This is a genomic window from Microbacterium sp. E-13, assembly GCF_049912955.1.
Lineage (GTDB): Bacteria > Actinomycetota > Actinomycetes > Actinomycetales > Microbacteriaceae > Microbacterium.
In genome coordinates this window covers 1,644,915-1,669,051 of sequence record NZ_CP183973.1, presented here as the reverse complement: position 1 = coordinate 1,669,051, position 24,137 = coordinate 1,644,915, and the positions used below count along the sequence as shown (strand labels likewise).

The following is a 24,137-nucleotide window of genomic DNA, read 5'->3' as shown; positions in this document are numbered from 1 at the left end:
GCGAGCCGGATTCGCACGGAGGCACGTCCCCCGTAGCCTCTGGGCCGGCGGAGCCGAAGGACTGCGGTCCCCTCAACCGGTGCATCGAGTACGCCGTCGTGGGTCCGCCCGATGTGACGCTCGCCGACATCGCGTCGTTCCGCCCCGCTCAGCCGGCGCTCGGCGGCGAGCCGGCCGGATTCGGCGTCGTGGGCATGCCGACGAACCTGCTGGCGACGGCATCCGAGCAGCGCATTCCCGGGACGGTGCTCGGCTGGGACGTGACCGTGCGCTTTGTGCCGGTCGCGTTCGCGTTCGACAACGGCGACGGCACGACGACGCGCTCGCCCACCGGCGGGGCGTCGTGGACCAGCCTCGGGCAGGGGCAGTTCACGCCGACCGCGACGAGCCACGCCTACCGGGCGCGCGGCACGTATCGGGTGTCGGTGACGGTCGAGTATGCGGCATCCGTCGACTTCGGCAGCGGATCGTGGCGAACGGTTCCCGGCGTGGTCCGCGCGCAGGGCGCCGGCTACGACGTGCGGGTCGTCGAGGTGCGCACCGCGCTCGTCGAGCGCTCGTGCGCCGAAGATCCCGCCGGCCCCGGCTGCTGAGCGCCGGGCCCGACGAGCCGGCGCACGCGGTTCGCGAGGCGCACCACGGTCCGCGCGGGCTGACCGACGGCGTACGCCACGGCGCCCGCCCCCGAGGTGTCGCTGCGCCCGAGAGCGATCTTCCGCTCCCAGGCGTCCCGCAGCCGGCCACCTCGCCTCGGATGGTCCCTCCGCCGCGGCAGGCGACCAGCCGCCCGCTGAGCGACCAGGGCCTCCACTTCGTCCGTCCAGTCGTCGGCCTCCGGGACATGGAAGTAGTTGTCGTCCAGCCATTCCGGATCCGGATGCCGGAACCGGCGCGCGACGACGTCCTCCTCGCCCGCGAGCAGATCGGCGTCGGCGAGGGTCTCGTTGATGAGCTCCGGCGAGACACCGAAGGTATCGAGCGCGATGACCGGGATGCCGCGCGCGATCGCCTCGATCGCGGCGGTCGAGCTCACCGTGACGAGCCCCTGAGCGGTCGACAGCGCCTTGCGCATCGGGGCGACCGAGGTGACGAGGTTCGGCGGCAGGGGCCCCAGCGACGCGAGGAGCTCCGGATAGCAGTCGAGCTCGGCATGCGTCTGGTGCTCGCCCGAGCCGGCGCGCAGCTTCAGCACCACGCGGCGCGAAGGATCCGCCTCCGCGGCTCGAACCAGCAGCCGCGCGACGCTCAGCCGATCCCCGCGCTCGGCCGGCACCTTCGCCTGCGCGGCGAAGACCAGGTCGCCGCCACCCTCTTCTGCCGCCGCCCCGGAGCGCCCGGCGACACGTGCACCGCGGGCGAAGGGCAGCGTCGCGAGCGCATAGCGGTGCGCGTACCCCGTGCGCGCCGACAACGCCCCGAACTCTCGCACCTCCCGCCGCGAGTGCACGACGAACAGGTCGCACTGCAGCCGGTACACGACGGCCTTGCGCGTGGCCGGAATGGAGATGCCGGGCAGACCGGTCACCACGACAGGCCGCTGCGGGAGTGCCATGAGATCGCGCGCCAGCACGCGCACGAGCGGGCCGCGCGCACCGATCACGACGGCGTCCACCCGCAGCTCGGTCAGCCGCGCCACCAGCCGGCGGTAGTCGATCCGCTCCACACGGTCGCGGCTCAGCCCGCTGCCGCTGAGCGCCGAGGCGAGCTGGGCGTCGCTCACGACCAGCGGCGTCTCGAACACCAGGAGCGAGGCATCCCATCGCTCCCCCACTCCGCCGAGGAGCGCCGCCGCCCACTTCACGTACGAGTCGGTGTCGGCGATCGCGACGACACACGGCCGCCGCGACCCCGCGGCGTCGGTACTCACGCGGGCACGCGGCGCAGCTTCGCCATCGGCGCGAGCTCGCCGGGATAGACGCGCTTGACGCCGTCGCCGAGAGCCGCCTCGATGACCCGGATGTCGCGCACGAGGTGATGAAGACCCGCGGGTTCGAGCGAAGCGGCGTGGTCGGAGCCCCACATCGTGCGGTCGAGCGTGATGTGCCGCTCCACCGCGACGGCACCCAGCGCCACCGCGGCGAGCGAGATCTGCAGGCCCCGCTCGTGGCCCGAGTACCCGACCGGCACACCCGGGTAGCGGTCGCGCAGGGCCGGGATGACGCGCAGGTTGGCTTCCTCGGGCTCCATCGGATACGTCGAGGTCGCGTGCATGAGCACGAGCCGGTCGGTGCCGAGCACGGTGATCGCGGCGTCGATCTGCTCGATCGTCGACATGCCCGTGGAGAGGATCACAGGCTTTCCGGTGTCGCGCAGCGCCTCCAGCAGCTCCACGTCGGTGAGCGACGCCGACGCCACCTTGTGGGCGGCGACGCCCAGGTCTTCGAGGAACGCGACGCTCGGAACATCCCAGGGCGAGGCGAACCACTCCAGCCCGCGCAGCAGCGCGTGATCCGAGATCTCGATGTACTCGTCCCGGTCGAACTCGACCCGGCGGCGGTAATCGAGGTAGGTCATGCGACCCCAGGGGGTGTCGCGGGGCAAGCCGCGCATGTGCTCGGGCGTCGCGATCTCGGGCGTGCGCTTCTGGAACTTGACGGCGTCGGCACCGGCGTCGGCGGCCACGTCGATGAGGCGCTTGGCGAGCTCGACGTCGCCGTTGTGATTGAGCCCGATCTCGGCGATCACGTAGGCGGGCCGTCCGCCTCCGACGACGCGGGATCCGATGGTGACGGTCATGGTGCCTCCAGGCGTGCGGTGGGGTGCTCGTGTGCTTCGACCGGCGCGGTCGTCGCCGTCCGGCCCGCCAGCACGCGATCGGCGAGGTCGCGCACGGCTCCGTCGCCGCCTGCGCGGTCGAGCACGACGCGTGCGGCGGAGAGAACGAGCGGGTGCGCGCCGGAGACGGCGACCGGCCACCCGACGAGACCGAGGCAGCCGAGATCGTTGACGTCGTTGCCCAGATACGCGATGCGCGCGAGCGCGATCCCCCGCTCGTCGGCCCACTCGCGCAGCGCGGCGGCCTTGTCGGCGACGCCCTGACGCGCCTCGACGCCGAGCTTGCGGGCGCGGGCGGCCACGACGGGGTTCGTCTCGGTGGAGAGGATGAGGACAGGGATGCCGGCGGCCCGCAGCAGCGCGACGCCCATGCCGTCCGAACGGCTCACGGTGGCCGACTCGACGCCGTTCTCGTCGACGTGGACGGTGTCATCGGTGTGCACGCCGTCGAAGTCGGTGACGACCGCGTCGGCCGGGATCGCGACGTCGCGCTCGTGTCGGAGGTCGATGAGCGGCGCGAGACGGCGCGCCAGTTCGAGCTCGTCGGCGGTGTCGATCTCGAGCGCTGTCCGTGGTGAGACCTCGGCGATGCCGACGCTGCCGAAGAAGCGATGCTGCGCCGCCCGGAACCCGGCCGCGCGCAGAACGTAGAAGCCGCCCGTCTCGAGGTAGTGGGGCTCTCGATCCTGCCGGCGTGGACGCACGTCGATGTCGTGGTCGACCGGCTCAGCGGCGCCGCCGAGGCCCTTCTCCCAGAGGAAACCGTACGTCTCGACCCCCGAGAAGACGCTGTCGCGCCGGCGCGAACGCACGAGCTGCACGGCGGCGGTGAGCGCGTCGACGTCGATGAACGGCGAGGTCGCCTGCAGAAACACGAGGATCCCGACATCGACCGCGCGCGCCTGGAGCTCATCGAGAGCGTGCAGCAGGGCGCTCTCGCTGCTGGCCTCGTCCCCAGCCAAGGCGGTCGGGCGCTCGACGACTTCGGCGCCCCACTCTGCAGCGACGGCGGCGATGTCGGGGTCGTCGGTGGTGACCACGACGCGGTCGACGGCCGCGCAGCGACGCGCCGCATCGACGGCGCGGGCGACGAGCGGCACGCCGCCGACGCGCTGCAGGTTCTTGCGCGGAACGCCCTTCGAGCCCCCGCGGGCCGGGATGACGGCGACGACCTCGCTCACGGCGCCGCCGTTCCCGCCGAACGCCGGGCCTGGCCGGTGAACACGCACGCTCCGGTTCCCGCGAGCACGAGGGGAAGGGTGGTGGTCGTGGTCGACGGCAGGGTGTGCACGTCCATCGGCTGACGCGCGCCGGCCAGCACGAGTTCGACGGGAAGACCGGCCTCGTGAACCCGGACGTGGGGAAGCGTCGCGACGGCGTCGAGCTGCTCCGTCGTCTCCCGACGATGCGGCAGGTACACGGCACCGTCGGCGGCGGCATCCCTCACCCATCGGAGGTAGTCGACGAGCAACATGCGCCCGTCGACCGGCAGCGCGCTGCCGAGCACGATGCGGCGGCCGAGCCCGGGTGCGGCGGGGGCGGCCGCGCGCGTCCACGAGAAGTCATGGCGACGGATGCCGAATCCGCGGTCCTCGAGCGCGTCGAGGCGGTCGGCACCGAGGTCGAAGGCGGTGAACATCCCGGCGCGGCGGGCGCCGGCGCGCCGTTGGACGAACTCGGCGGCGAAGGGTGCGACGAGCGTGGTGAGGCCGCGTTCTTCGACGTGGGGCCGTGCGTACGGAAGGCGGCCGAGGAGCGCGTCGGCGTAGGCGATGGCCTGTGCGCCGTCGTCGAGGAAGGTGACGCGCGCGGGGCGGAGCAGCGCGGCCGCGAGCCGGAACTGCCCCGAGAAGCCGTCGCCGACGAGCCAGTGGCCGTGGCGCGACAGCAGGCTCCAGGGGATGCCGAGGTACGGCTCGAGCGCACCGAAGCGCGCACCGCGCGCCACCAGCTCGTCCGCCGTCGCCGACATCTGGGGCGTCAGTCGCCCCGCCACCGGAACGGTCGTGCGGTGGGCCGCCGCCCACTCGGCGGCGCCGATGAGCTGCAGCGGCGACTCGACCCACGCCAGCACATCCTCACGCGCCATGGCGTCTCCTCTCGCGCTGTCACCTCACGGTGATCGCCCGGAGTGAACGCCACGGGTGCCGGAGCGCGACGGCCACCGGTCCGGGAAGTGAACGGCGGGTGTCGGCGGCCTCCACCCTCGGGCGTCGGCGGCACATGTCAGGATGAACGCGTGACCGACCGCCTGATGCTGCTCGACTCCGCGTCCCTGTACTTCCGCGCGTTCTACGGGGTGCCCGACACTGTGCGCGCACCCGACGGCACGCCGGTGAATGCGGTCCGCGGATTCCTCGACATCATCACGCGGCTCGTGACGACCTACCGGCCCACCCATCTCGTCGCCTGCTGGGACGACGACTGGCGCCCGCAGTGGCGCGTCGACCTGATCCCGACCTACAAGACGCATCGCGTCGCCGAGGTCGTCGCGAGCGGGCCCGACATCGAAGAGGTGCCCGACCCGCTCGAAGTGCAGGTTCCGGTGATCCGCGAGGCGCTCGACACCCTCGGCATCCGGATCGCGGGCGCACCCGCGCACGAGGCCGACGACGTGATCGGCACTCTGGCGACGACCTCCGCGATGCCGGTCGACATCGTGACCGGCGACCGCGATCTCTTCCAGCTCGTCGACGATGGGCGCGACGTCCGCGTCGTCTACACCGCGCGCGGCATGAGCAACCTCGAGGTGCTCACCGACGCCGCGGTGGTCGCGAAGTACGGCGTGCTGCCGTCGCAGTACGCCGACTTCGCCACCCTGCGCGGCGACTCCTCCGACGGACTGCCGGGAGTCGCCGGCATCGGCGAGAAGACCGCCGCCGGCCTGCTCGCGACGCACGGCGACCTCGCCGGCATCGTCGCCGCCGCCGAACGCGGCGAGGGCATGGCGGCCGGTGTGCGGGCGAAGGTGCTCGCGGGCCTCCCGTATCTCGCCGTCGCTCCTCGCGTCGTGGCGGTCGTGCGCGATCTCCCGCTCGAGGTGCCCGACCCGCGCCTGAGCCCCCTCGATGAACAGGCGAAAGCGGCTGCTGCCGCCCTCGCCGAGCGGTGGGCCCTCGGCGCGTCGATGACCAGGATCGTCGACGCGCTCGACACCGTCTGACCAGCCGCGCCCCGCCCGGAGAGGTCGGCCGTCAGGCGCCCCGCTCGCGCCCGGTCCACTCCCGCAGCCGGTCCAGCGGCCACGTCGTGATGATGCGCTCGGGAGGAACGCCCAGCCGCTCCGCGCGCTCCGCCCCGTAGTCCAGCAGCGAAAGCTGACCGGGCGCATGCGCGTCGGAATCGATGGAGAAGAGGCATCCGATCTCCAGCGCCAGCATCATGAGCTCGTCCGGGGGATCCTGTCGCTCGGGCCGCGAGTTGATCTCGACGGCGACGCCGTGCGCCTCGCACGCCTCGAACACCGCGCGCGCGTCGAAGGTCGACGGCGGCCTGGTGCCCCGAGATCCCTCGACGAGGCGGCCGGTGACGTGCCCCAGCACGTCGACGCGCGGATCGGACACGGCCGCGACCAGCCGCCGCGTCATGGGCCCGCGCTCCATCCGGAGCTTGGAGTGGGCCGACGCGACCACCACGTCGAGGCGCTCGAGCAGCTCGGGCTCCTGGTCGATGCCGCCATCCTCGAGGATGTCGACCTCGATCCCCGACAGCAGAGTGAACCCCTCGCCGCTCATGCCTGCCACCACCTCGAGCTGCGCCCGCAGGCGCTCCGGCGACAGCCCGTTGGCCACGGTCAGGCGCGGCGAGTGGTCGGTGAGCGCAAGGTATTCGTGACCGAGCCGCCGCGCCGCGGCCACCATCAGGTCGATCGAGGTGAGGCCGTCCGACCAGTCGCTGTGCGAGTGCAGGTCGCCGCGCAGCAGCGGTCGCAGCGTGGACGCGCGCTCCACGCCCGCCCGCTCGCGCAGATCCGCGAGGTAGCCCGGCACCCCGCCGGCGAGCGCCTCCTGGATCACCGCGAAGGTGGAATCGCCGATGCCTTTGCGGCGACGAAGGGCCGCAGCATCCCGGAGCTCCTCGTCGCTCAGCCCCAGAATGGCGTCCGCAGCGGTGCGGAACGCCTTCGACTTGTAGCGCGAGGAGCGCTCGCGCTCGAGCAGCGTCGCGATCTCGGAGAGGGCATCATAGGGATCCACGTGGCCGGTCCCCGCAGTTCAGGAGACGAACGAGCGCTTGATCACCACCGGCACGCTCGCGAGGCGGTGGATCGCCCAGCCGAAGAGGATCGAGAGCACCCCCATGCCCGCGGCGAAGAGGGCGACGCCGTACGCCACCACCGACGTGAAGAGGGAGGCCCGCAGGAACGAGGCCTGCATCACGGTCGCGCGCACCGGGTCGTCCTGGTCGAGCTCGGCGTAGGTCTTGCCGCCCGACGCCTCGAGCGCGTGGGTGTTGATGATGTCGGCCTGCACATAGGCCGTGAACGGGCCGGTCACCTGCTGGCCCTGGAAGGCCGCGGCATCGTCGGGGATGGTGATGTTCTCAGCCGTGAGCTGGCTGGTCACTCCGATCCACGCGATGATGCCCACCACGATGAGCAGCACGCCGCCGATGATCCCGAGGATGCCGACGGCCTTCACGAGGCCGACGCTCTTGACGGGGGGCTCGACCGTGTCGGTGGTGCGGGGCTCTTCCTGGCTCATGCCGTCCTCCTCGAAAACGGGTTCGTTGAGCCACACGCTAGCGGCGGGTCCCGGCGTCGGGGAAGAGCGCCTCGCCGTGCATATCGCCGTCAGGCGGCGAGGCTGCGCGTGGTCTCGACCCAGCGCTCGAGCGTGGCCGTGGCGGCACCGCTGTCGATGGCCAGTGCGGCGTCGTCCCGTGCCTCCGCGAGGCGCTCGAGGATCGGCCGCTGCACCTGGGCGGCGTCGCGGAAGAGCCGGTACGCGACGATGCCGGCAGCGGCGTTGAGCAGCACGATGTCGCGCACCGCGCCCTCCTCACCGCCGAGCACCCGCCGCACGACCGCGGCGTTGTGAGCCGGATCGCCGCCGAGCAGGTCCTCGATGTCGGCGAGCGGGATGCCGAGGTCGCGGGGGTCGAGGTCGTGCTCGTGGATGTCGCCGCGGCTCACCTCCCACAGTCGGCTGTGCCCGGTCGTGGTGAGCTCGTCCAGGCCGTCGTCGCCGCGGAAGACCAGGGCGGTGGCCCCGCGCGTGCGGAAGACGCCCGTGATCAGCGGGACGCGGTCGAGGTGCGCGACGCCGACCGCGTTCGCCTCGGCACGGGCCGGGTTGCACAGGGGGCCGAGGAAGTTGAAGACGGTGGGCACGCCGAGCTCGCTGCGCGTCGCCCCGGCGTGCCGGAAACCAGGGTGGAACGCGGCGGCGAAGGCGAACGTGATGCCGGCGCGCGAGAGGGTCTCTGCGACGGCGTCGGGCGAGAGCGCGAGGTCGACGCCGAGCGCCCCCAGCACGTCCGACGAACCGGACGACGAGCTCGCCGCCTTGTTGCCGTGCTTCACGACCGGAATGCCGGATGCCGCGGCCACCAGTGCCGACATGGTCGAGACGTTGACGGTGCCGAAGCGGTCGCCGCCGGTCCCCACGATGTCGAGCACCGCGGCGTCGACCGGAAGCGGCAGCGCAGCCTCCAGGATCGCGTCGCGGAAGCCCACGATCTCGTCGACCGTCTCCCCCTTGGCTCGCAGTGCGACCAGGAAGCCGGCCAGCTGCGAGGGCGTCGCGCGGCCCGACATGATCTGGCGCATCGCCCACGTGGATTCCGAGACACTGAGGTCGCGCCGCTCCAGCAGCGTGGTGAGGATGTCCGGCCAGGTGTAGAGCTCCGCCATAAGCAGCAAGCCTAGCCGCGGGCCCGAATCGGAACGTTTTCGTGACACGGCGTACCTCGCCGAGCGATTCTGCGTCTTCACCACGGGTTCACGGCAGAGTCGCAGCGAGCTTTTAGGTTCCCCTAAGTCACCGCAGACCCGAAGACATGACCTCCGATGCGAAAATCGCCGTCGAGGATCGGCCATAATGGGGAGCGTGACGACCTCCACAGCGACCTACTCCCAGGCCATGCGGTCCGTCAAGCGGCCGGATCCGGTCGCCGTCGGAACCATCGTGTGGCTCGGCAGCGAGGTGATGTTCTTCGCGGGTCTCTTCGCGATCTACTTCACCCTGCGCAGCACTTCGCCCGAACTGTGGGCGCAGGAGACGCAGCTGCTGAACATCCCCTATGCGACCGTCAACACGATCATCCTCGTGCTGTCGTCGGTCACCTGCCAGATGGGCGTGTTCGCCGCGGAGCGCTTCCAGCCCTACTCGCTGAAGAAGCGCGGCTGGCTCGGCTGGGGCATGGTCGAGTGGTTCTGGCTGACCTTCGCCCTGGGCGCGATCTTCGTCTCGGGCCAGGTGTGGGAGTACGCCCAGCTCGTCACCGAGGGCATGCCGATCAGCGCGAACTCGTACGCGTCGGCCTTCTACCTCACCACCGGCTTCCACGCCCTCCACGTGACGGGCGGCCTCATCGCCTTCCTCCTCGTGATCGGCCGCGCGTACGCCGTCAAGAACTTCGGGCGCAAAGAGATGACGTCCTCGATCGTCGTGTCGTACTACTGGCACTTCGTCGACGTCGTCTGGATCGCCCTCTTCCTCGTCATCTACTTCCTCAAGTGAGAGCGGAGCTGAAACCCGACATGGCACGAGAGACCACGCGCCGCTCAGGCCGCCGCAGCCCCTGGGCCGCAGCAGCACTGATCGGCATCGGCCTGCTCATCACCGGCGGCGTCTATGCCGGCGCATCGGCCGCGATGGCGGCCACGGGGCCGGAGACCACCGTCGCGAACTCCGCGCTCACGGTCGAGGACGGCCAGAGGCTCTTCCAGGCCAACTGCGCCACCTGCCACGGCCTCGACGTGCAGGGCACGGAAGACGGCCCGTCGCTCTACGGGGTCGGCGAGCTCGCGGTCCACTTCCAGATGAGCACCGGTCGCATGCCGCTGCAGATGCAGGGCCCGCAGGCTCCGCAGAAGCCGGCGCAGTTCACCGATGAGCAGATCGCCGCGATCGGCGAGTACATCCAGTCGATCGCGCCGGGGCCGTCCTTCCCCGACGACGAGGTCCTGGACGGCAAGGGCAACACGTCCGAGGGCGGCGAGCTCTTCCGCATCAACTGCGCCATGTGCCACAACGTGGCCGGGGCCGGCGGTGCGCTCACCGAGGGCAAGTACGCACCGAACCTGCACAGCACGACTCCGCTCAACATGTACGCGGCCATGGTCACGGGTCCCCAGAACATGCCGGTGTTCAACGACATGACGCTGACCACCGAAGAGAAGCGCGACATCATCACCTACCTGCTCTACCTGCAGGACAACGAGTCGGCGGGCGGCTTCTCGCTCGGCTCGCTCGGCCCCGTCTCCGAGGGCCTCTTCATCTGGATCTTCGGCATCGGCTCGCTGATCGCCATCACCGTGTGGATCACGGCGAAGTCCAACTGATCTACGTACGACACACGCAACACTGACGAGGAGCAGCATGGCCCACGAGGACGACCCGCTCGAGCACGAGAGGGCTTCCTGGAAGCCCTCCCCCGGGCTCGCCGTCGCGGTCCCCGACCCGGTGCACAACCCTGGGCTCCCCCCGCACCGCGAGCGGATGACCGACACGGACCCCGCCGCGATGCAGCGGGCCGTGCGCACGATCTACACGCTGTTCTACCTGTCGATCGCCGGAAGCATCTGGGCGATCGCGGCCTACATGCTCTTCCCGATCGAGAGCGGCCGGATCGTCGACATCCGCAACAACAACCTCTTCGTCGGGCTCGGCATCGCCCTCGCGCTGCTGGCCATCGGCATCGGCGCCATCCACTGGTCCAAGGCCGTCATGTCCGACAAGGAGTTCGTCGAGCCTCGCCACGCGACCCGCGGTCGTGACACGACGCGCGAGGCGGCGATCAAGGCGTTCGCCGACGCCGATGCCGACTCGGGCTTCGGGCGCCGCGCGATGGTCCGCAACTCCCTCATCGCTGCGCTCGTGGCATCCGTCGTCCCGGGCGTGGTGCTCTTCCGCGGGCTCGCGCCGTTCAACTCGCCCGAGCGGCCGCACGCGGGCGACCCCGTGTACCTCCTCGAGCACACGATGTGGAAGGAAGGGATGCGCCTGGCGCACGACCCCTCCGGCGAGCCGATCCGCGCGGCCGACCTCACTCTCGGGTCCGCCGTGCACGTCATCCCCGAAGCTCTCGCCGAGGTCTCGCACAGCGAGGGCTACCTCGAGGAGAAGGCCAAGGCGATCGTCCTCCTGGTCCGCCTGCTGCCCGAGCAGCTGACGGAGTCCGAGGAGCGCAAGGAGTGGTCGTACAACGGCATCGTCGCGTACTCCAAGGTGTGCACGCACGTCGGCTGCCCCGTCGCCCTCTACGAGCAGCAGACCCACCACCTGCTGTGCCCGTGCCATCAGTCGCAGTTCGACGTCACCGACCACGCCAAGGTCATCTTCGGACCTGCGGCACGTCCGCTGCCGCAGCTGCCGATCACCGTCGACGACGAGGGCTATCTGGTCGCCCGGAGCGACTTCCTCGAACCCGTCGGCCCGAGCTTCTGGGAGCGTCATTGAGCACCGCAACCCCTACCCGGCCTGAGGCTCCCGCGGCTCCCGTCTCGCCCAACGGACGCGACAAGCCTCTCGGTGGCCGCTTCATCGGCGCCACCGCCAACTACATCGACGAGCGCACGAGCCTCTCGGGCTTCGTGAAGGAGCTCGGCCGCAAGATCTTCCCCGACCACTGGTCGTTCATGCTCGGCGAGATCGCCATGTGGGCATTCGTCGTCATCCTCCTGACCGGAACGTTCCTGACGTTCTTCTTCCAGGCCTCGATGACCGAGACCCACTACGACGGCGCGTTCATCCCGATGCGCGGCGTCGAGATGTCGGCCGCCATGGCCTCGACCCTCGAGATCTCGTTCGACCTGCGCGGCGGCCTGCTCGTGCGCCAGATCCACCACTGGGCCGCCCTCGTGTTCGTCGCCGGCATCGGCGTGCACATGCTGCGGGTGTTCTTCACCGGCGCGTTCCGCAAGCCCCGCGAGCTGAACTGGGTGATCGGCTTCGTGCTCTTCATCCTGGCGATGGGCGAGGGCTTCACGGGCTACTCGCTCCCCGACGACGTGCTCTCCGGCAACGGTCTCCGCATCATCGACGGCATGGTCAAGGGCATCCCGATCATCGGCACCTGGACGTCGTTCCTGCTGTTCGGCGGAGAGTTCCCCGGCACCGCGATCGTCGGCCGCCTGTACACGCTGCACATCCTGCTACTCCCCGCCATCCTGGTGGGACTGCTCGTGGTCCACCTGATGCTGATGGTGATCAACAAGCACACGCAGTTCGCGGGCGCCGGCCGCACCAACAGCGTGGTCGTCGGGTACCCCATGATGCCGGTCTACATGTCGAAGATGGGCGGCTTCCTGTTCATCACGTTCGGCGTGATCGTGCTCATCGCCTCGCTCTTCACGATCAACCCGATCTGGAACTACGGCCCGTACGACCCGTCACCCGTCTCCGCCGGCACCCAGCCGGACTGGTACATCGGCTTCGCAGACGGCATGCTGCGCCTGATCCCGCCGGGCTGGGAGGTCGTGTTCCTCGACCGCACGTGGTCGTTCAACATCCTCGTGCCGCTCACCGTGATCGGCATCTTCATCGTGCTCGTCATGATCTACCCGTTCATCGAGGCCTGGGTGACCGGCGACAAGCGCGAGCACCACATCGCCCAGCGTCCGCGCAACGCGGCGACCCGCACGGCCATCGGTGCGGCGGGGGTCACGGCATACGCGGTCATGTGGGCTGCGGCATCGTCCGACATCATCGCCACGCACTTCTGGCTGACGATGGAAGGCGTGATCCACACGCTGCAGGTGCTGCTCATCGCGGGCCCGATCATCGCCTACTTCGTCGCGAAGCGCCTTGCCATCGCGCTGCAGAAGAAGGACCGCGAGATCGCCTTGCACGGCTACGAGTCGGGTCGGATCGTCCGCCTCCCCGGCGGCGAGTACATCGAGGTGCACCAGCCGGTCGACGAGTACGAGCGCTTCAAGCTCGCCGACTTCGACACCTACGAGCCGCTCGTGGTGCGGCCGAACGCCAAGGGCCAGATCCCGTGGCACGAGAACCTTCGTGCGTCGATCTCGCGCTGGTTCTTCGAGGACCGTCTCACGCCCGTCACCCAGAGCGAACTCGACGCGGCACTGGCTCACCAGCACCACGATCTCGAGCACATCGCTGAGGAAGAAGACGCCGAGCTGCAGGCCGCCCACGAGCGCGCCGGCGTGCCCGACGCCCCGCACAAGCCCATCGACGACGGAAAGCACGGCGAGGTGCCCGTGCGCCCCTCGAACGTGATCGTCCCCGAGCCGGAGGCGGGCACCAAGGCGCCGCGCAACCGCGAGAAGGAGATCGACCAGTAGGTCGTCACCGCTTCGTCGACGGATGCCCCGGCCCGATCATCACGATCGTGCCGGGGCATCCGTCATTTCGGGTTCGGCGCCTCACCCCGTGTCCCGAGTCGGCCGCTGTGGTCGCTTCCCACCCGGGAAGCGGCACCACGGGCCGACTCGCGCTTCAGGCGCTGTCTCAGGCGCCGGGAGGCCGCCGGGAGTTCGGGTGGCGCAACACGCGGGATGGACGGACGGATGCCGCGTGCCGCGCCACCAGAGCTGCAGGTTCGGCGCGCCGACGCGTCATGGCCCGGCCAGCAGCGCTCTGCAGGGTCGGCAGGATCCCGTCGCAGGTTGTCCGCCGACGCCGGGAGCGTCATCTGCTCGCTGACGTAGCGTGGTGTCATGACCGACGCGCTCAGCTACTTCTCCACCAAGCTCGCCCTCGAGACCGATCCCTCCGACGTGTATGAGGCGCAGAAGGCCGGCGAGCGATTCGTCCTCGTCGACGTCCGCGGTGAGGAAGCGTGGGCACAGGGCCGCATCGTCGGCGCCATCCACATGCCGTACCGCGAGATCGCCGAGCGTGCACCCCGTGAGATCGCCGCCTCCACACCGGTCGTCGTGTATTGCTGGAGCCCCGGCTGCAACGCCGGCGCAAAGGGCGCCCTCGAGTTCGCGAAGCTCGGCTTCGCCGTCAGAGAGATGATCGGCGGCTACGAATACTGGGTGCGTGAGGGTCAACCGACCGAGAACGATGAGGGCGCACTCCCCCGCGTGTTCGACGCGCAGGTGATGGTCGTGCGCGCTCCTGTCGCGGGCTGAGTGGCTGCACGCCGCGAGAGAAAGAAGATGGCCCCGTCAGGAGACGGGGCCATCTTCGTACGGTCTGAAGGACCGGAAGAGCCGGATCAGCGGGCGAAGTATCCGCGATAGTACTCGTAAACCCAGCCGACGATGGCGACCACGAACACGCCGATGCCGATCGGCATGAGCCAGGCGCCCACGGCGAGACCGATCATGCCCAGCGACGCCGAGAAGGCCAGAACGATGGGCCACCACGACCAGGGGCTGAACTCACCCAGCTCCGGGTCGCCGTCGTCGATGTCGGACGTCAGGATGTCTTCCGGGAGCTCGCCGCCCTGGGCCTTGTGCACCCTGCCGACGTAGAACGCGATGAGTGCGCCCATGAGGGAGGTGAAGAGGAGCGCGATGCTGCCGACCCACTCGATCGAGAGCGTGACCGTCTCCCACATCTGCTGGCCGCCGGTGGCGTTCGTGTCCCAGTGCGAGATCAGGTTCCACGCGGTGTAGATCACCGCGACCAGGAAGAAGAACGCGGACAGCAGCCACCAGAGTCCGGTGTTCGTGCGCACCTTACTTCACCTCTCCATCGGCGAGGTCGGCAACCGGGGCTTCGGGGGCGTCCTTCGCCGGACCGACGCCCACCGGGATACCTGCCTCGGGGTGGTTCAGGTCGAACGCGGGCCGCTCGCTGCGGATGCGCGGGATCGACGTGAAGTTGTGACGCGGCGGCGGGCAGGAGGTCGCCCACTCGAGCGAAGCCCCGTAGCCCCACGGGTCGTTGACCGTGACCTTCGGCGCCTTGCGCGACGTGATCCACACGTTGAAGAGGAAGGGGATCATCGAAGCGCCGAGGATGATGGCGCCGATCGTGGAGACCTGGTTGCCCACCGTGAAGCCGTCCTGCTCCGCGTAGTCCGCGTAGCGGCGCACCATGCCGTCCACGCCCAGCCAGTGCTGGATCAGGAAGGTCATGTGGAAGCCGATGAACAGCATCCAGAAGTGGACGTAGCCGAGACGCTCGTTGAGCATGCGCCCGGTCCACTTCGGCCACCAGAAGTAGAAGCCGGCGAACATCGCGAACACGACCGTCCCGAAGACGACGTAGTGGAAGTGCGCCACGACGAAGTACGAGTCCGACAGGTGGAAGTCGAGCGGCGGCGAGGCCAGGATCACGCCGGTCAGACCACCGAACACGAACGAGACGAGGAACCCGAGCGCGAACACCATGGGGGTCTCGAAGGTCACCGACCCTCGCCACATCGTGCCGATCCAGTTGAAGATCTTCACGCCCGTCGGCACCGCGATGAGCATCGTCATCAGGGCGAAGAACGGCAGCAGGACCGCACCGGTCACGTACATGTGGTGTGCCCAGACCGCCACCGAGAGGGCGGCGATCGCGATCGTGGCGTAGACCAGCGTCTTGTACCCGAAGATCGGCTTGCGGCTGAAGACCGGGAAGATCTCCGACACGATGCCGAAGAACGGCAGCGCGATGATGTACACCTCGGGGTGGCCGAAGAACCAGAACAGGTGCTGCCACAGCAGCACGCCGCCGTTCGCCGGGTCGTAGATGTGAGCGCCGAGCACGCGGTCGGCGGCAGCGGCCAGGATCGCGGCGGCGAGCACCGGGAAGGCCATCAGAACCAGGATGCTGGTGACCAGCGTGTTCCACGAGAAGATCGGCATGCGCCACATGGTCATGCCGGGCGCGCGCATCGTGATGATCGTCGTGATGAAGTTCACCGCGCCGAGGATCGTGCCGAAACCGCTCATGCCGAGGCCGAGCATCCACAGATTGCCGCCGGCGCCGGGCGAGAACGAGGCGTTGGCGAGCGGCTGATAGGCGAACCAGCCGAACGCAGCGGCACCCTGCGGGGTGAGGAAGCCCGAGACCGCGATCGTCGAGCCGAACAGGAACAGCCAGAACGCGAAGGCGTTCAGCCGCGGGAACGCGACGTCAGGTGCACCGATCTGCAGCGGCAGGATGGCGTTCGCGAAGCCGGCGAAGAGCGGCGTCGCGAACATCAGCAGCATGATCGTGCCGTGCATCGTGAAGAGCTGGTTGTACTGCTCCTTCGTCGGGATGATCTGCATCCCGGGCTCGAAGAGCTCCGCACGGATGATCAGCGCCATCACTCCGCCGAGGAGGAAGAAGACGACGGACGAGATGAGGTACAGGTAGCCGATCGTCTTGTGGTCGGTGGAGGTGATCCACTTGACGATGATGTTGCCCTTCTGCTCGACGCGCGAGGCGCTGAGCAGTGCGGCCTGACGCGGGGGCAGCGTGGTGGGGCGACCCTGCGTCGTCTCCTGGAGCGGAAGCGTCGTCGCCATGATCAGTGATCTCCCTCTTCGGATGCCTCGCCCGAACCGCCCGTGCCGGGGAAGTTCTGCAGACGGTCGTATTCGTCGTTGATGTCACCGGTCTGGCCGGCCGCACGCAGCGAGGCGAGGTAGTCCTCGTACTCGGCCTCGCTGACGACCTCCACGTTGAAGAGCATCATCGAGTGGTACTCACCGCAGAGTTCGGCGCACTTGCCGGCGTACGTGCCCTCGCGGGTCGGCGTGAAGGACCAGTAGTTGTCCTTGCCGATGTACATGTCTTTCTTGTACAGGAAGTCGATGATCCAGAACGAGTGGATCACGTCGCGCGACTGCAGCTTGATCTTGACCGACTTGTCGACGGGCAGAACCAGCGTGGGCAGGTCGCTGACGACGTCGCCGCGCTCGTCGGTCTGCGCCTGGACGCCCATGGACCAGACCGTGTCGTCGTCGCTCTCGCCGTCGTACTGGAAGTCCCACGACCACTGCTTGCCGATCGCGGTGATGGAGACGTCGGGCTCGTCGTACTGCGTCTCGAGGATGGTCTGATCGCGCGCCGTGAAGGCGAAGAAGCCGATCACGAGGATGAGCGGCACGATCGTGTAGAAGATCTCGATCGGCATGTTGTAGCGCATCTGGACGGGCAGACCCATCTGGCCCTTGCGCCGGCGGTATGCGATCGCCGCCCACCCCATCAGTCCCCACGTGACGATGCCCACGACCAGCAGCACGATCCAGGAGTTGACCCACAGACCGGCGACCATGTCGGTGTGGTTCGTGGCCGCCTGGCCGTCTTCGGTGAACCCGGGAAGGAAGCCGTGCAGCTCGGTCGGGGTGCATCCGGCGAGGACTGCTGCCGCTGCGATCCCTACCGGGAGAACGGCCCAGCGGATACGGCGTTTCGAAGGCACGTTGCACCTTTCCGATCACGAACAGGACTCCTGCAAGTCTAGGGCAAGCGCCCAGCCTACTCAGGCCATCTATCCAGGTTCGGTCGTGTCGGAGAGACGGAAAAAGGCGGGCCCGGGCGCCATTCGAAGCGCGCCGGACCCGCCGGAATTGTCTTCCGATCCTGAGCGGGTCAGGATCGTGCCGATCAGTGGAAGCTGTCGCCGCAGGCGCAGGAGCCGGCCGCGTTGGGGTTGTCGATGGTGAACCCCTGCTCGGAGATGGTGTCCTTGAAGTCGATCGTCGCGCCGTCGAGGTACGGGACGCTCATGTCGTCGACGATGACTTCCACGCCCTCGAAGTCGACGGTCTTGTCCCCATCGAGGTAGCGCTCATCGAAGTAGAGCTGGTAGATCAGGCCGCTGCAGCCGCCGGGCTGCACGGCGACCCGCAGCCGCAGGTCGTCGCGTCCTTCCTGCTCGAGCAGACTCTTCACCTTGCCGGCGGCGGCATCGGTCAGGAGCACACCGTGGTCGCGGGCGGTCTGCTCGGTCGTCAGTGCGGTGTCGGTCATGGCACTCCTCCAGACGGGCCGCCTCGGATCTGCATCACGTCAGGCGGCGGGATGCCTCGATTCTACGCACCCTCGCCGGGAGGTGGCTCCGAGACGGCCGTGTCGGCGGCCGTCCCGGACCCCCCGGGTCTCAGCCGGCCCGCCCGTCGAGCTTCTCCAGGAGCAGCGCCTCGGCCACGACGGCGTTGCGGAACGTCTCCAGGTGAAGGGATTCGTTGGGGCTGTGCGCCTTGGCGTGCGGGTCCTCCACCCCCGTGACGAGGATCTGAGCACCGGGGAACTCCCGCACGAGGTCGGCAATGAAGGGGATGGACCCGCCCACCCCGATGTCGACGGATTCGACGCCGTAGCCCTCGTGCAGCGCTTCGCGCGCGGCCTCGACGGCCCACCCCGACGTGTCGACGAGGAACGCGTCGCCGTAGTCCTGATCGCGGAACTCCAGCTCCGCACCGAACGGCGCGTGCTCGCGGAGGTGGCGCTCGATGGCCGCATACGCCTCGCGCGCCGGCTGACCGGGCGCGATGCGCGCGCTGATCACGACGGAGATCTCGGGGCTCAGCGTGTTCGACGCGTTCACGACGCTCGGCGCATCGATGCCCGTGACGGTGATCGACGGCTTGTTCCAGATGCGGCTCAGGATGGTGCCCCGGCCGATCGGCGAGACGCCGTCGGGAAGCCCGGCCTCATCGCGCAGGGTCTCCTCGCTGTAGGCCGGGGTCTCGGCATCCCGCTCGGTGAGGCCCGAGACGGCCACGGCACCGTCTTCGTCCCACAGGGTGGCGAGCAGCTTGACCGTCGCCATCATGGCGTCGGGCACTGCGCCGCCGAACATGCCGGAGTGCGACGCGTGCGCGAGCGTGCGAACGCGGAGCGTGAACCGCGTGTTGCCGCGGAGCGACACCGTCAGCGCAGGTGTCCTGTCATCCCAGTTGCCGGAGTCGGCCACGACGATGACGTCGGCGCGGAGGGCATCGGCGTTGTCCGAGAGGAACTGTGCGAACGAGCGGGAGCCCGCTTCCTCCTCCCCCTCGAAGAAGAGCGCCACCCCGAGGTCGAAGTCATCGCCGAGGGCTTCCTTCAGAGCGCGGAGCGCAGCCAGATGGGCCATGACTCCGGCTTTGTCGTCCGCGGCGCCGCGGCCGTACAGGCGACCACCGCGGACGGTGGGCTCGAAGGGCGACGACTCCCAGAGCGACTCGTCGCCGACCGGCTGCACGTCGTGGTGCGCGTAGAGCAGGATCGTGGGGCGGCCGTTGCGCGCAGCCCGGGTGGCGAGCACGGCCGGGTTGCCCTGCTCCCCCGTCCCGGGGATCGCCGCGGTGCGGATCTCCACCGTCTCGAACAGCCCGGTCTCACGGACGAGATCCGCGACCGCCTCGGCGCTGCGCCGCACCTGGACGGGGTCGAACCCCGGAAAGGCGACGGACGGGATGCGCACGAGCCCGCCCAGATCGGCGAGGGCGGAGGGGATGCCGGATGCCGCGGCATGACGCACGGCATCCTGTCGGGAGAGGTCAAGGGTCATGCGGGTAATCTTAAGTGCACCCCTTCTCCGCACCTCGAGGAACATCCGTGGCCAAGAACTCCGAATCCGTGCCGAACGACGCCCCCTCCGAGGGAACCGTCCTGAACGGCACGCCCACCGGCAAGGGCCGCGCCACCCCCTCGCGGGCCGAGCGCGAGGCTGCGCGCAAGCGTCCCCTCGTGCCCGACACCAAGGAGGCGAAGGCGCGCGCCAAGGCCGACCTCGCCGCCCAGCGCGAGAAGGCACGCATCGGCATGGCCAACGGCGACCAGCGCTACCTCCCGGCGCGCGACCAGGGCCCGCAGCGCAAGTTCGTCCGGGACTGGGTGGACGCCGGCTGGCACCTCGGCGAGGCGGTCATGCCTGCCATGGTCCTCGTGATCCTGGCGACCTTCCTTCCGATCGCCGCCCTGCAGTACTACGCATTCGTCGGCCTGTGGATCTTCATCCTCTTCGTCGTCGGCGACATGGTGATCACGTCGATCACGGTCAGGCGCGCGGTCAAGAAGAAGTTCGGCGAGGGCAAGGTCGAGAAGGGCCTGGGCTGGTACGCCGCCATGCGCACGGTGCAGATGCGCTTCCTCCGCCTGCCGAAGCCGCAGGTGAAGCGCGGCCAGAAGCCGGCCTGATCCCGAGCCTTCCCGCGCCGGCCGCGCGCCAGACCGCGGTCAGCGGCCCTCTGCGAGACCGCGGTTGATCTGCCGCGCCCAGAGCGGCCCGCGGTAGAGGAATGCCGTGTAGCCCTGCACGAGGGTGGCTCCGGCATCCAACCGCTCCCGCACGTCGGCCGCGGTCTCGACGCCGCCGACCGAGATGACGGCGAAGTCAGCGGGCACCGTGGTGCGCAAGAGCCGCAGCACCTCCAGCGCGCGTGCCTTCAGCGGCGCGCCCGAGAGTCCCCCGTCGCCGGCGGCGGCCACAGTCGCCGCGTCGGTCGCGAGACCCTCGCGGGAGATCGTGGTGTTCGTCGCGATGATGCCCGCGAGGCCGGCGTCCACAGCGAGGTGTGCGATCGCCGCGACCTCGTCGTCGGGCAGGTCCGGAGCGATCTTCACCAGCAGCGGGGTCGAGCCGGCGGCGTGGCGGACCGCGTCGAGGAGCGGGCGCAGTGTCTCGACCGCCTGCAATCCGCGCAGGCCCGGGGTGTTGGGTGACGACACATTGACGACGAGGTAGTCGGCCAGTGGCGCCAGCAGCGTCGCGCTGCGCACGTAGTCGGCCGTCGCCTCGGCGACGTCGACCACGCGGCTCTTGCCGATGTTGACGCCCAGCACCGCACGACGCGACCGCTTGCGGAGCTTGCGCAGGCGCGCGGCTGCGGCCGCGGCGCCGTGATTGTTGAAGCCCATGCGGTTGACCACCGCCCGGTCGGGGATCAGGCGGAACAGCCGCGGGCGCGGGTTGCCGTCCTGCGGGATGGCGGTCACCGTGCCCACCTCGACGTGCCCGAACCCGAGCGCGTGGAGGCCGGCGGCGCCCTTGACGTCCTTGTCGAATCCCGCCGCCACGCCGAACGGAGACTCGAAGAGCAGCCCCAGCGCCGTGGTGGCGAGCTGCGGTGCGGGCCGGGTGATGGCACGTGCCGCCCAGGAGAAGGGCCTGAGCCCCAGCATCCGGATCACGACCATCGCGGCGTGGTGTGCCGACTCTGGATCCATGCGCGACAGCACCGTGCGGAAGAGGAGGGGATACATCCCTCCTAGGCTATCCGGTCACTCTGCCGCGGCCTGCGCGCTCTCCTCGTGCATTCGGGCGGCACGCCCGTGGTCGACGCGCAGCTGCTCGATGGCCGCCTCGAAGTCCTCGAGCGAGTCGAACGCCTGGTAGACGCTCGCGAAGCGGAGGTAGGCGACTTCGTCGAGGTCGCGCAGCGGCCCGAGGATCGCGAGCCCGATCTCGTTGGCGTCGAGCTGGGAGGCACCCGTCTGCCGGATGCTCTCCTCGACGGTCTGCGCGAGCATCGCGAGGTCCGCCTCGGTGACCGGCCGGCCCTGGCATGCCTTGCGCACGCCCGACATGACCTTCTCGCGACTGAACGGCTCGATCACACCGGAACGCTTGATGACGTTGAGACTGGCGGTCTCGATCGTGGTGAACCGGCCGCCGCACTGGGGGCACTGCCTGCGGCGACGGATGCTGAGACCGTCGTCGCTGGTGCGTGAGTCGATGACGCGCGAATCGGCGTGGCGGCAGAACGGGCAGTGCATGGCAGAGACAGCCTACGCCGCGATCGCGGTGTCAGTCCTGGAACCGGGCGGTGATGGCCTCGCCGTGCGCGGGAAGCGCCTCCGCCTCCGCGAGGGTGACAATGGCCTCGTGGACGGCGGCGAGAGCGTCGCGGTCATACTCGACGACCTGCTGCGGCCGAAGGAAGGTCGCCGCCGAGAGCCCCGACGAGTAGCGCGCCTGTCCGCCGGTGGGCAGGACGTGATTGCTGCCGGCGAGGTAGTCGCCGAGGCTGACGGGCGAGTCGGCGCCGACGAACACCGCACCGGCGTGGACGAAGTCCTCGGCACGCGGGTCGGCGAGGTGCAGCTCGAGGTGCTCGGGCGCATAGGCGTTGCTGAAGGCGGTCGCCGCGGGGAGGTCGTCCACGAGCACGATCGCCGACTGCGGTCCCGCGAGCGCCGCGGCGACCCGCTCGGAGTGGCGGGTGGCTGCGGCACGGGGTGCGATGGCCCGCTGGACATCGTCGGCGAGCCGCTCGGATGTGGTCACGAGCACCGCCGAGGCCTGTTCGTCGTGCTCGGCCTGGCTGATGAGGTCGACGGCGACCAGGCGCGCATCGGCCGTGTCGTCGGCCACCACGAGGATCTCGGTGGCGCCGGCCTCGGCATCCGTCCCCACCAGTCCTGCGACGGCGCGCTTGGCCGCCGCGACGAAGTTGTTACCGGGCCCGGTGACCACGTCGACCGGCTCGAGCCCGAGCGAGGGCACTCCGTGCGCGAGGGCGCCGATCGCTCCGGCGCCGCCCATCGCGTACACCTCGGTGACCCCCAGCAGACGCGCCGCTCCGAGGATCACGGGATGCACGCGTCCGCCGAACTCCCGCTGCGGCGGCGAGGCGAGCGCGATCTCGGCGACGCCCGCCACCTGGGCCGGCACCACATTCATGACGACGCTCGAGGGGTAGACGGCCTTGCCGCCGGGAACGTAGAGCCCCACGCGCCGCACCGGCTGCCACCGCTGGGTCACGCGCGCGCCGGGGCCGAGCTGGGTCACCGCCGGGGCGGGAACCTGGGCGGCGGATGCCTCGCGCACGCGTTCGATCGCCTGCTCGAGCGCGGACCGCACGGCGGGGTCGAGGGCCGCGAGCGCCTCGTCGAGGTGCGAGGCCGGCACGCGGATGTCGTGCGCCGCCACACCGTCGAACCGCTCCGCCTGCTCACGGAGCGCCGCCTCGCCGCGTGCGGCGACGTCGTCGACGATGTGAGCAGCGGTCGCGAGCGCCTCCTCCCGCGCCGCGGCGGCACGGGGAACGGTCGCGAGCAGTTCGGCGGGCGAGAGCGTGCGCCCTCGCAGGTCGATCGTTCGGAGCATCCTTCTACGGTATCGCGGGGGTGCCGTGCGCTAGCCGCGCGTGACGCCGGAGACGTCGTGCAGGTAGCCGATCCGGCCGTCCTCGTGGCGCACGACGAACGCGTCGCCGCGGTCTTCGATCACCAGCGCCCAGGCCGTCGGGCCGATCCGGAACACCGGGATGCCGATCTCGTCGACGATGTCGCGCTCTTCGGGAACCAGGGCCCAGAACGCCTGGTGCTGAGGAGCGGTCGCGGCTGCGGGTTCGACCGTCGACGACGGGCTCGCGACGGGCTCGAACGACTCCCGGGCCTTCGCCGGCTCATCGGCGCGCGGTGCTTCGACGACGGGCTCTTCGCCGGGCACGATCTCGTCGGCGGCCACGACATCGTCGCCCTCCTCGAGCGGCATGACGCTGGTGACGGAGTCGTCGCCCGCGCGGGCATCGTCGGACGCCGCGGCGGAGCCGCGCCGGCCGGCGATGACGTCGGTGTCGCCATCGGCCGCCGTCGGGGTGTAGGGCACGCCGGGAGCGGCGGGTGCACCGAACGCGTCCTCTGCGGAGGGTGCCGACGGGGCCTCACCGGGCGCCGTGGGCCGCGTCGGCGCCGGGCGGGCAGCCACCGGGCGCACCGGCCGGGCGTTGCGATGCGCCGGGATCTCGGGGCGACCGCGGAAGTCTTGCGCGAACGGCGGGATGAACGGCGCGAACGCGGTGAGCGCGACCCCCGCGAGCATGAGGAAGAACTCCACCCATACGACCCACGAGGCGAGGAACTCGCGCCTTTCGGCGAGGCGGACGAACGAGGTCCACAGGATCGACAGCCATAGCACGGTCGCCACGGAGAAGGCGACGGACGCGAACTGGTCGATGCCGAGCGAGCCGACCCGGCGGATGCCCTGCGGCGAGAGCCGGCGCAGCACGATGAGGAACACCGCGATCGTCGGCACGCCGATGGTCAGCACCCAGTCGATGCCGCTCGTCCAGACCGACGGCGCCTCTTGGAACAGCCCGTAGATCGGGAAGAACGAGACGACGAAGGCGACGACCCACGTCCCCATCAGCGCGATCTCGCGGATCGAGAAGGGTCCCACTCCGTACTGCGGGGCCTCCTCGGCCGCGACCGCCCCGTCGGTGTACCCTGCTGCGTTCTCACGCGTGTTCTCGTCCGTCACGATCCATCCTTCCCGCGAACTCCCGAGGCTCGCGCCGACCTGATTTTACCTACGGCGTATGAGACGCCGATGAGACGCCTCGTCGCGGCGCGACACCCGCGGCCCCGTCC

Annotated in this window: 24 protein-coding genes; 8 read left to right on the top strand and 16 right to left on the bottom strand. The window is 69.9% G+C overall.

Features of this window, described 5'->3' with window-relative positions:
• Positions 1 to 98 precede the first annotated feature (98 nt).
• Positions 99 to 593 (top strand): PKD domain-containing protein, encoded by a 495-nt coding sequence (locus ACN9MP_RS07510; RefSeq protein WP_426325248.1) that lies wholly within the window; start codon positions 99 to 101, stop codon positions 591 to 593.
• Here ACN9MP_RS07510 and ACN9MP_RS07505 read toward each other — a convergent pair.
• The 4 genes from ACN9MP_RS07505 to ACN9MP_RS07490 are packed head-to-tail and all read right to left on the bottom strand — an operon-like array spanning position 512 to position 4,864.
• Entirely contained in the window at positions 512 to 1,867 is a 1,356-nt protein-coding gene (locus ACN9MP_RS07505) for a DUF6716 putative glycosyltransferase (RefSeq protein WP_426325246.1), read from the bottom strand. The two genes, ACN9MP_RS07510 and ACN9MP_RS07505, sit on opposite strands and share 82 nt — an antisense overlap.
• Positions 1,864 to 2,736 (bottom strand): N-acetylneuraminate synthase family protein, encoded by an 873-nt coding sequence (locus tag ACN9MP_RS07500; protein WP_426325245.1) that lies wholly within the window; start codon positions 2,734 to 2,736, stop codon positions 1,864 to 1,866. Before ACN9MP_RS07500 ends, ACN9MP_RS07505 begins: the two co-directional genes overlap by 4 nt.
• Complete coding sequence (locus ACN9MP_RS07495; protein WP_426325244.1) at positions 2,733 to 3,956, bottom strand: cytidylyltransferase domain-containing protein; 1,224 nt, start codon at positions 3,954 to 3,956, stop codon at positions 2,733 to 2,735. The genes ACN9MP_RS07500 and ACN9MP_RS07495 overlap by 4 nt, the downstream gene beginning before the upstream one ends.
• Complete coding sequence (locus ACN9MP_RS07490) at positions 3,953 to 4,864, bottom strand: hypothetical protein (protein WP_426325242.1); 912 nt, start codon at positions 4,862 to 4,864, stop codon at positions 3,953 to 3,955. The genes ACN9MP_RS07495 and ACN9MP_RS07490 overlap by 4 nt, the downstream gene beginning before the upstream one ends.
• A 150-nt stretch (positions 4,865 to 5,014) precedes the next feature.
• On the opposite strand from ACN9MP_RS07490, the gene ACN9MP_RS07485 reads away from it, so the two are divergent.
• The gene (locus ACN9MP_RS07485; RefSeq protein ID WP_426325240.1) at positions 5,015 to 5,938 is read left to right on the top strand and encodes a 5'-3' exonuclease; all 924 of its coding nucleotides are present in this window, start codon (positions 5,015 to 5,017) and stop codon (positions 5,936 to 5,938) included.
• Between the two features lie 31 nt (positions 5,939 to 5,969).
• On the opposite strand, the gene ACN9MP_RS07480 is transcribed toward ACN9MP_RS07485, so the two are convergent.
• The 3 genes from ACN9MP_RS07480 to trpD all read right to left on the bottom strand — a co-directional run bounded on the left by ACN9MP_RS07480 (position 5,970) and on the right by trpD (position 8,629).
• Positions 5,970 to 6,971, bottom strand: coding sequence for a PHP domain-containing protein (locus ACN9MP_RS07480; protein ID WP_426325238.1), 1,002 nt, complete (start codon positions 6,969 to 6,971; stop codon positions 5,970 to 5,972).
• Positions 6,972 to 6,989: 18 nt separating this feature from the next.
• Positions 6,990 to 7,478, bottom strand: coding sequence for an aromatic ring-opening dioxygenase LigA (locus ACN9MP_RS07475; protein WP_426325236.1), 489 nt, complete (start codon positions 7,476 to 7,478; stop codon positions 6,990 to 6,992).
• Between the two features lie 89 nt (positions 7,479 to 7,567).
• Positions 7,568 to 8,629 carry an anthranilate phosphoribosyltransferase gene (gene trpD / locus ACN9MP_RS07470; protein ID WP_426325234.1) on the bottom strand — a complete coding sequence of 354 codons (1,062 nt, stop codon included), beginning with the start codon at positions 8,627 to 8,629 and terminating at the stop codon, positions 7,568 to 7,570.
• A gap of 187 nt (positions 8,630 to 8,816) precedes the next feature.
• On the opposite strand from trpD, the gene ACN9MP_RS07465 reads away from it, so the two are divergent.
• The 5 genes from ACN9MP_RS07465 (at position 8,817) to ACN9MP_RS07445 (ending at position 14,041) form a co-directional block, all read left to right on the top strand.
• Positions 8,817 to 9,458, top strand: coding sequence for an aa3-type cytochrome oxidase subunit III (locus tag ACN9MP_RS07465; protein WP_308867497.1), 642 nt, complete (start codon positions 8,817 to 8,819; stop codon positions 9,456 to 9,458).
• A 20-nt stretch (positions 9,459 to 9,478) separates the two neighbouring features.
• Entirely contained in the window at positions 9,479 to 10,282 is an 804-nt protein-coding gene (locus ACN9MP_RS07460; protein ID WP_426325232.1) for a c-type cytochrome, read from the top strand.
• A gap of 37 nt (positions 10,283 to 10,319) precedes the next feature.
• Positions 10,320 to 11,399, top strand: a complete 1,080-nt coding sequence (locus ACN9MP_RS07455; RefSeq protein WP_426325230.1) for a Rieske 2Fe-2S domain-containing protein — start codon at positions 10,320 to 10,322, stop codon at positions 11,397 to 11,399.
• Positions 11,396 to 13,246, top strand: coding sequence for a cytochrome b (locus ACN9MP_RS07450; protein ID WP_426325228.1), 1,851 nt, complete (start codon positions 11,396 to 11,398; stop codon positions 13,244 to 13,246). Before ACN9MP_RS07455 ends, ACN9MP_RS07450 begins: the two co-directional genes overlap by 4 nt.
• A 375-nt stretch (positions 13,247 to 13,621) precedes the next feature.
• Positions 13,622 to 14,041, top strand: a complete 420-nt coding sequence (locus ACN9MP_RS07445) for a rhodanese-like domain-containing protein (RefSeq protein ID WP_426325226.1) — start codon at positions 13,622 to 13,624, stop codon at positions 14,039 to 14,041.
• An 86-nt stretch (positions 14,042 to 14,127) separates the two neighbouring features.
• On the opposite strand, the gene ACN9MP_RS07440 is transcribed toward ACN9MP_RS07445, so the two are convergent.
• From ACN9MP_RS07440 to ACN9MP_RS07420, 5 genes are all read right to left on the bottom strand, one after another.
• Positions 14,128 to 14,592: a cytochrome c oxidase subunit 4 gene (locus ACN9MP_RS07440; RefSeq protein WP_426325225.1), complete on the bottom strand. Its 465-nt coding sequence runs from the start codon at positions 14,590 to 14,592 to the stop codon at positions 14,128 to 14,130.
• A 1-nt stretch (position 14,593) separates the two neighbouring features.
• Positions 14,594 to 16,357 (bottom strand): cytochrome c oxidase subunit I, encoded by a 1,764-nt coding sequence (ctaD, locus tag ACN9MP_RS07435; RefSeq protein WP_426325223.1) that lies wholly within the window; start codon positions 16,355 to 16,357, stop codon positions 14,594 to 14,596.
• 2 nt (positions 16,358 to 16,359) lie between these two features.
• On the bottom strand, positions 16,360 to 17,256 hold the full coding sequence (coxB, locus tag ACN9MP_RS07430) for a cytochrome c oxidase subunit II (RefSeq protein WP_426325221.1): 897 nt from the start codon (positions 17,254 to 17,256) through the stop codon (positions 16,360 to 16,362).
• 185 nt (positions 17,257 to 17,441) lie between these two features.
• Entirely contained in the window at positions 17,442 to 17,807 is a 366-nt protein-coding gene (gene erpA, locus ACN9MP_RS07425; protein WP_426325219.1) for an iron-sulfur cluster insertion protein ErpA, read from the bottom strand.
• A gap of 130 nt (positions 17,808 to 17,937) precedes the next feature.
• Positions 17,938 to 19,332, bottom strand: coding sequence for a dipeptidase (locus ACN9MP_RS07420; RefSeq protein WP_426325217.1), 1,395 nt, complete (start codon positions 19,330 to 19,332; stop codon positions 17,938 to 17,940).
• 47 nt (positions 19,333 to 19,379) lie between these two features.
• Here ACN9MP_RS07420 and ACN9MP_RS07415 point away from each other — a divergent pair, with 47 nt between their 5' ends.
• Positions 19,380 to 19,961, top strand: coding sequence for a DUF3043 domain-containing protein (locus tag ACN9MP_RS07415; protein ID WP_426325216.1), 582 nt, complete (start codon positions 19,380 to 19,382; stop codon positions 19,959 to 19,961).
• A gap of 39 nt (positions 19,962 to 20,000) precedes the next feature.
• Here ACN9MP_RS07415 and ACN9MP_RS07410 read toward each other — a convergent pair whose 3' ends face one another.
• The 4 genes from ACN9MP_RS07410 to ACN9MP_RS07395 are packed head-to-tail and all read right to left on the bottom strand — an operon-like array spanning position 20,001 to position 24,027.
• Entirely contained in the window at positions 20,001 to 21,026 is a 1,026-nt protein-coding gene (locus ACN9MP_RS07410; protein WP_426325214.1) for a quinone-dependent dihydroorotate dehydrogenase, read from the bottom strand.
• An 18-nt stretch (positions 21,027 to 21,044) separates the two neighbouring features.
• Positions 21,045 to 21,539 carry a transcriptional regulator NrdR gene (gene nrdR / locus ACN9MP_RS07405; protein ID WP_426325213.1) on the bottom strand — a complete coding sequence of 165 codons (495 nt, stop codon included), beginning with the start codon at positions 21,537 to 21,539 and terminating at the stop codon, positions 21,045 to 21,047.
• A gap of 31 nt (positions 21,540 to 21,570) precedes the next feature.
• On the bottom strand, positions 21,571 to 22,872 hold the full coding sequence (gene hisD / locus ACN9MP_RS07400; protein WP_426325181.1) for a histidinol dehydrogenase: 1,302 nt from the start codon (positions 22,870 to 22,872) through the stop codon (positions 21,571 to 21,573).
• A gap of 30 nt (positions 22,873 to 22,902) precedes the next feature.
• Complete coding sequence (locus ACN9MP_RS07395; RefSeq protein ID WP_426325108.1) at positions 22,903 to 24,027, bottom strand: hypothetical protein; 1,125 nt, start codon at positions 24,025 to 24,027, stop codon at positions 22,903 to 22,905.
• Between the last annotated feature and the right edge of the window lie 110 nt (positions 24,028 to 24,137).

Excerpts from the sequence above, each read along its gene's own strand:
- erpA (WP_426325219.1), bottom strand. The coding sequence starts at position 17,807 with ATGACCGACACCGCACTGACGACCGAGCAGACCGCCCGCGACCACGGT.
- ACN9MP_RS07420 (WP_426325217.1), bottom strand. The coding sequence starts at position 19,332 with ATGACCCTTGACCTCTCCCGACAGGATGCCGTGCGTCATGCCGCGGCA.
- ACN9MP_RS07490 (WP_426325242.1), bottom strand. The coding sequence starts at position 4,864 with ATGGCGCGTGAGGATGTGCTGGCGTGGGTCGAGTCGCCGCTGCAGCTC.
- ACN9MP_RS07460 (WP_426325232.1), top strand. The coding sequence starts at position 9,479 with ATGGCACGAGAGACCACGCGCCGCTCAGGCCGCCGCAGCCCCTGGGCC.
- hisD (WP_426325181.1), bottom strand. The coding sequence starts at position 22,872 with ATGCTCCGAACGATCGACCTGCGAGGGCGCACGCTCTCGCCCGCCGAA.
- trpD (WP_426325234.1), bottom strand. The coding sequence starts at position 8,629 with ATGGCGGAGCTCTACACCTGGCCGGACATCCTCACCACGCTGCTGGAG.
- ACN9MP_RS07465 (WP_308867497.1), top strand. The coding sequence starts at position 8,817 with ATGGGGAGCGTGACGACCTCCACAGCGACCTACTCCCAGGCCATGCGG.
- ACN9MP_RS07445 (WP_426325226.1), top strand. The coding sequence starts at position 13,622 with ATGACCGACGCGCTCAGCTACTTCTCCACCAAGCTCGCCCTCGAGACC.
- ACN9MP_RS07410 (WP_426325214.1), bottom strand. The coding sequence starts at position 21,026 with ATGTATCCCCTCCTCTTCCGCACGGTGCTGTCGCGCATGGATCCAGAG.
- ACN9MP_RS07475 (WP_426325236.1), bottom strand. The coding sequence starts at position 7,478 with ATGAGCCAGGAAGAGCCCCGCACCACCGACACGGTCGAGCCCCCCGTC.
- nrdR (WP_426325213.1), bottom strand. The coding sequence starts at position 21,539 with ATGCACTGCCCGTTCTGCCGCCACGCCGATTCGCGCGTCATCGACTCA.
- ACN9MP_RS07455 (WP_426325230.1), top strand. The coding sequence starts at position 10,320 with ATGGCCCACGAGGACGACCCGCTCGAGCACGAGAGGGCTTCCTGGAAG.
- ctaD (WP_426325223.1), bottom strand. The coding sequence starts at position 16,357 with ATGGCGACGACGCTTCCGCTCCAGGAGACGACGCAGGGTCGCCCCACC.
- ACN9MP_RS07500 (WP_426325245.1), bottom strand. The coding sequence starts at position 2,736 with ATGACCGTCACCATCGGATCCCGCGTCGTCGGAGGCGGACGGCCCGCC.